We start from the raw sequence: 800 nt of genomic DNA on the forward strand, positions 1-800 counted from the left end.
ATCGCAACAAAATAAACATAACCAGACCAAGCAACAGGTTCTTTATGAAACTAAAAACAATTACTTTACTCTTAGCAAGCCACTTATCTATAGGCGCATTGGGTATCGGTTTGGGGATATATATCCTGCCAATTCTAACGGCACCGACTGCGCCTTCAGAGTCAACGATCTCAGAGATTTCTTCGCAAGCGCGATATACCGGGAAGTTTAAAAGAGACCTAGAGGATAGCGACACCTTTCACTGGGGCGAAGGCATCGTTTCGCTTAACACTGAGTACATTTCTTTAGCTGGCCAACTGGCTCCCGGGCCAGACTATAAGCTTTATCTTTCTAAAGAGTTCGTAGAAACCGAGCTTGATTTTCAGCGCTTGAAGTCGTCAATGCTTCAAGTTGGTGACGTGACAACCTTCGAAAACTTTGTCGTCAAAGTGCCTCAGGGCACCAATATAGCTGACTTTAGCTCAGTCATTGTTTGGTGTGAGGCCTTTGGTGAGTTTATTACGGCAGCCAAATATCAGTAAATGAGTTCAGCGAACAGACTCTGCAATTAAAATATTTGATTCGCCCAAACGGTTAAACCCGATGCGACACTGCCGAAGTGGTCGCCATCAAGCACCTCGATGTCACCAAATTTATTGTGAATTGCTTTACGAATAACAGGGGACTGACCCGATCCCCCCGTTATAAAAATTAGATCGGGTTGTGTTTGCGCTTGTGTAATCGCTTCTTCCATCAAGCTCAGCATTTTCATCAAGGGTCGGTCAATTGCTTCAGCAAACTGCTCTAGCTTTACGTCTTGA

1 protein-coding gene and 1 pseudogene are annotated in these 800 nt (G+C 44.4%); one reads left to right on the forward strand and one right to left on the reverse strand.

Annotation, left to right across the window (positions count from 1 at the left end; genetic code table 11):
* Positions 1–521: DM13 domain-containing protein (locus A3763_RS24695; protein ID WP_231872318.1), on the forward strand; the 521-nt coding region annotated here is incomplete at its 5' end.
* Between the two features lie 26 nt (positions 522–547).
* Here the strand turns inward: A3763_RS24695 and A3763_RS29200 are convergent.
* Positions 548–800: pseudogene (locus tag A3763_RS29200) on the reverse strand (molecular chaperone); the annotation flags it as partial.

The organism is Oleiphilus sp. HI0128 (assembly GCF_001635365.1).